4 protein-coding genes and 1 pseudogene are annotated in these 4,825 nt (G+C 44.1%); 2 read left to right on the plus strand and 3 right to left on the minus strand.

From position 1 onward, the window contains the following. Together B5F87_RS21540 and B5F87_RS21545 are read right to left on the minus strand one after the other, a co-directional pair. The coding region (locus B5F87_RS21540) for an RNA-guided endonuclease TnpB family protein (RefSeq protein WP_143405309.1) at nucleotides 1-503 on the minus strand (503 nt) is incomplete at its 3' end. A gap of 431 nt (nucleotides 504-934) precedes the next feature. Beyond that, a pseudogene (locus B5F87_RS21545) lies at nucleotides 935-1,114 on the minus strand (helix-turn-helix domain-containing protein); the annotation flags it as partial. Between the two features lie 400 nt (nucleotides 1,115-1,514). Between B5F87_RS21545 and B5F87_RS20840 the strand changes: the two are divergent. Beyond that, complete coding sequence (locus B5F87_RS20840; protein ID WP_143405310.1) at nucleotides 1,515-3,056, plus strand: Ig-like domain-containing protein; 1,542 nt, start codon at nucleotides 1,515-1,517, stop codon at nucleotides 3,054-3,056. 58 nt (nucleotides 3,057-3,114) lie between these two features. On the opposite strand, the gene B5F87_RS19980 is transcribed toward B5F87_RS20840, so the two are convergent. Further along, on the minus strand, nucleotides 3,115-3,912 hold the full coding sequence (locus tag B5F87_RS19980) for a hypothetical protein (protein WP_087284341.1): 798 nt from the start codon (nucleotides 3,910-3,912) through the stop codon (nucleotides 3,115-3,117). Nucleotides 3,913-4,257: 345 nt separating this feature from the next. Here B5F87_RS19980 and B5F87_RS19985 point away from each other — a divergent pair. Next, nucleotides 4,258-4,825 (plus strand): RNA-guided endonuclease TnpB family protein (locus B5F87_RS19985; protein WP_143405311.1); only part of this gene is annotated, 568 nt, incomplete at its 3' end.

Below are 4,825 nucleotides of genomic sequence, written 5' to 3' on the forward strand. Positions count from 1 at the left end.
TGATGGTCCCGCCCCATGACGTGCCCACACTTCGGGCATATATAGGTACGGTCAGACAGCTTCAGCTCACTATGTTTATAGCCGCAGGAAGAACATGTCTTACTGGATGCAAACCACTTATCTACTTTTATGATGATGCAGCCGTAACGTTCCGCTTTATATTGCAGCATCCTCACAAACCCGCCCCATCCGTTATCACTGACGGACTTCCCAAAAGAGAGGGCTTTTTTCATCGCCGCCATGTCAAGATCCTCGATGCAGATGATATCGTAGTCATGGACAAGGTTGTAAGACAATTTATGTAAGAAATCTTCCCGCTGATGCTTGGCTTTCGCATGCAGCCGGGCGATCTTACGCAATTGTTTGTTGTAATTACTGGAGTCCTTCTCCATGCGGGATAACCGGCGTTGTTCCCTCGCGATCTTTTTCTGCAGCCTGCGGTATGGCTTTGGGTAATTTGGGACATTCCCATTGGAATCGACAAACAATTCCGGGAGGGACATATCCAGCCCGATGCTCCGTATCTTGTCTGGCGCCTGTCCTTCCTTGTATATTCATACACCAGGGAAAAGTACCACCTGCCGTCCGGTTCCCTTGTGACCGTGCAGTTTTTCAGGATGCCGCCGGGTGCGACCTCCCGGTGCAGACGGAGGACGACAGGCTCCTTCACCTTCGGGAGTTTCAGCATGCATCCCTCCAGAAAAAGGTTTGGGTTCTCTTTGTTGGAGAGGTTCGTCGTATAGGAATCTTTGCAGGCGTGCTTTTTCTTGAAGCGCAGAAATCCTTTTTCGCCGGAGAAAAACTCTGAGACGGCCCGCTCGAAGTTTTGCTGTACGTTACAAAGGGCAAGGGAATCCATGTCCTTTAACCATTCCAGACCCGGCTCTTGTTTATAAGAAGACGGTGTCCTGATCGGATCTGATTTCCCTTTCTCCTTATAAGACCCGATCCAATCACCGAGCATTCGGTTCCACAAGAAACATACGGATCCGATGAACTGGTTCAGGATATGCTCCTGCGTTCTTGTAGGGAACCCCTGGAAACGGTATGCCAGCTGTTCCACTGTGGATGCCTTCTCTTTATTCCTTTGTCCGCTGCAACGTTTCGCTCCCATGATCTCCTCCTATAGCTGGCAGTTCTCTTGCCGCTCAATGTAATGTCGAATATTTGTTCTCTATATAGATAGTATACAACAATTTCTAGTGTTTGCAAACATAAAACCGGTATTTTTCTGCTACATATAGCCCGGTATCCGCGGATGCTACATGAAGGTGGCGGCTTTCATCTCGGATACAAGTAACCGAGAATTCCCGCCGCCGATTCTTAAAGCTACAAAGAAACCACTCCCCAACACGGTATTTTTCCACAGCCTTTTGATAAAAACATAACAGAATCCTCAATTGCAAAGAGAAAAAATTGTTGCATGGAAATCTTCATGAACGAATAAAGAGTGTATAATAAAGGTGTCACTTCAAAAGCGGATTATTCCGTATTATTAATAATAGGAGGTTTTTATGAAAAAAGTATTTGCAGCGCTATTAACATTATGTCTCGTTTTTTCGGGACTTGGTATCCAGGCTCATGCAGCGGAATATGGGTATGATGTCGGAGAAACATTCATCAGTGGGGATTTTGTTTATGAAGTCATTAATGGATCTTATGATGATGTTACATTGTCCGTGAAAAAATATACGGGAACAGATACGGAAGTTACTATTCCTACTATGGTCAATGGATATTATGTAGATACGTTGGGCTCCCATTTCCTTTCTGAATCGGAACAGGTTACAAAGCTATACATCCCGGATTCTATCTGTGATTATACAGACGATGCTTTTTCCGGTTGTAATGAGGATATCATTGTTCATTGCGATCCAATGGGCGGATTTACTGGTTATGCGGAAAAGCATGCATTAAAGGTAGAATATCATATGCTTTCAGAAAAAGATGGAAGCACATGTTCTATCTGTGGGGCACCTAACATCTCAAATTTTTATGATCCGGCATCTAACTTTATCTTCATTGTCACAAGAGAAGGGTTTTCTGAAGACGAATCACAGCCACTGGTTCATCCATATTTAACTGCGTACAAATACGATGGACTTTTGGCAGAGATTACTGTTCCAAGAGAAGTAAGCGGGCTGTTAGTCCGGGAAATGAACGGCTGTTTTGATGAGGTGGATTATGAACATTATACTGATATCAAGAAGGTAGTAATCCCGGATTCTGTTCAGTCTATTTCAGAGTATACATTCGCATGGGAAAATGACTCTCTGGTCATTCATTGTGGAAAGGGCTCTTGTGCTGAACAGATGGCAAAAGAAAAAGGATATCAGGTAGAAAATCATACTTATGATTCTGATGGTGTTTGCTCTATCTGCGGTGCAAAGGTGAGTGATGAAGCCGAAAACAATGATTCTTATCTGGATACGACTCCATCTAATCCAGGAGATGGACAGGAAGAGGTTCCGGATGCCCCAACACAGAAACCATCAACTGATACGCCTGCTGCCAATGTTCCATCCGGAAGCGGAATTGTGAAAGCAACCAACGTAAAAATTGATGGAATTTCCAAAAAGATTGCTGCAGGGAAAAAAGTAAAACTGACTGCCGAAGTATTTCCGGCCAATGCATCAAATAAAACGGTCACCTGGACTTCCAGTAATCCAAAAGTTGCTACAGTAAATCAGAAAGGTGTAGTCAAAGTAAAGAAAAAATCTGGTGGAAAATCCGCTGTGATCACAGCTACCACAGCAGACGGAGCGAAGGCTACATACAAGATTAAGTCAATGAAAGGTGCAGTCAAGAAAGTTTCTGTAAGCGGAAAAAGTGTCGTTAAAGCGGGAAAGACATTAAAACTGAAAGCGAAAGCATCTGCGACGAAAGGTGCTAATACCAAGCTGACATGGAGCAGCAGTAATGAATCCTACGCAAAAGTATCTGCTTCTGGTAAAGTGAAGACTATGAAAGTCGGTAAGGGCAAAAAAGTGAAAATCACGGCTATGGCTACCGATGGCAGCAACAAAGCAAAGACCGTAACCATTAAACTCAAATAATACATGAAAAAGCGGAGCTTCGGCTCCGCTTTTTGTATGGGAAGCTCAAGTCGCAAAATTAATGAATCACTTGCTGCACGGACTGATCAATCATCGAATATGTCATAGGCCGGGATTGCTTTAAAATTTCCGGATTAGCAATATATTCCTTGAAACTTTCTGCAAAATATTCTGATGCTGAAGAAATGCCATATGTACCGCCGGTATACAGTCCCTTTTCAGCCTGATAAACATTCTGAAAGGATGGACGTAATGCTGTATTCCCTGAAATAAAGGAAACAAAATGTCCAAATTCATGTAAAGCTGTAGACAATGTGTTGTGTCCGATTGCAAGTTTGATGCACCGTTTCCTGGCAGAAAAAAATCCGCTGGCGTTAGAAATCTCTGATTTATCCACCAAAGAGAATGAAAAACCACGGGAAATAAAACTGTTGTAAATCTCTTTTGGCAGATATTTTCGCATATCTGAGAGAGTAGTAATCTTTTGGTTCAATTGCGTCTCGTCTGATATTGTCTTTACCGTGGTCACAGTCTTAATGGTGATTCGAACTTTCTTTTTTCCCTTTTTTAAATATTTTTTCTTTATTGTCTTTTTTGAAATCTCTTTTGTTACAGTATTTATAGAACTTGGATAACTTTCTGTAAAGTAATCCTGATCTTTTATCTTGATGACTCGGTTACGTTTTGCTTTTTTCTCTCGTTTTTTTATCCGCTCTTTTGTCTCAGTCTTTGTTTCTATGTGAGAGGAACTTATCCCTGCTGCATAGGTTGGTTCTGCCACAAAAAGAATCGGTAATGCGGCAGCCAAAGTCACCTTAAATAAAAATGTCTTTTTCCTGGATATAAAATGCCCCATATTCGGGTACCCCCTTTTTTTCTGTTTTCAACAGAAACAATATGAGTACCCAGTCTGCATTTAATTTAAGAATAAGAGCGGGAATTCCCGGTTACTTGTATCCGGGATGAAAGCGACCAGATTTCAGTACCTATATGTAAGATCTGATATACTTCTGATCTCCCGTTGGTCCGTTGACTGCAGTATACCTATATGATATAGTTATCCCATGAGTAAATATATGCACGCAAGGACTTGCGTTTACAATCTGAACTACCATATCGTATGGTGTGTGAAATCGTCCTGCGGTATATCGAACGCCAGAAAAACTGCCAGCGGTAGCGGCAGTGACAAGGAGAATAGCTTATGGGAAAGAAGTTTGCCGGACAAATGGATACGGAAAAAGCAGAGGCTGTGGAGCAGCGGGCCTACCGCTTTGAGGGCTTCCCATCCCAGGAACAGGCACACCTCCTCTCCCAGTTTATCGGTTCTGCCCGGTTCTTATGGAACCGGATGCTCGCCGACTGGAAGGACAGTTATAAGGAAACGGGGAAGTCCGCGCCGGTCCGCACCCCTGCCTCCTATAAGGAGGATCCAGACCTTGCCTGGCTGAAGGGGATGGATTCCCTTGCCCTTGCCAATGTACAGCAGAACTTCCAGCGGGCAGTAAAAGAATTCTTTTCCGGAGAAAAGGGATGCCCGAGGTTCAAGAAGAAGCACGCCTGCCCGGATACGTACACGACAAACCTCTCCAACCGGGACAAGCCGAACCTGAGGCTCTCCGGCTGCCTGTTAAAACTCCCGAAGATCAAGGGACCGGTACGTCTGCGGGTCCACCGCAAGATCCGGGAAGGCGGGCTGCTCAAAAACTGTACCGTGACCCGGGAACCGGATGGCCGGTGGTATTTCTCCCTGCTCTTTGAGTACCCAAAAC

Source organism: Eubacterium sp. An3 (assembly GCF_002159465.1).
Taxonomy (GTDB): Bacteria; Bacillota; Clostridia; order Lachnospirales; family Lachnospiraceae; genus Anaerobutyricum; species Anaerobutyricum stercoris.

What these genes read in the sequence shown, in the direction of transcription:
- B5F87_RS20840 (WP_143405310.1), top strand. Translation starts at nt 1,515, where the DNA reads ATGAAAAAAGTATTTGCAGCGCTATTAACATTATGTCTCGTTTTTTCG.
- B5F87_RS19980 (WP_087284341.1), bottom strand. Translation starts at nt 3,912, where the DNA reads ATGGGGCATTTTATATCCAGGAAAAAGACATTTTTATTTAAGGTGACT.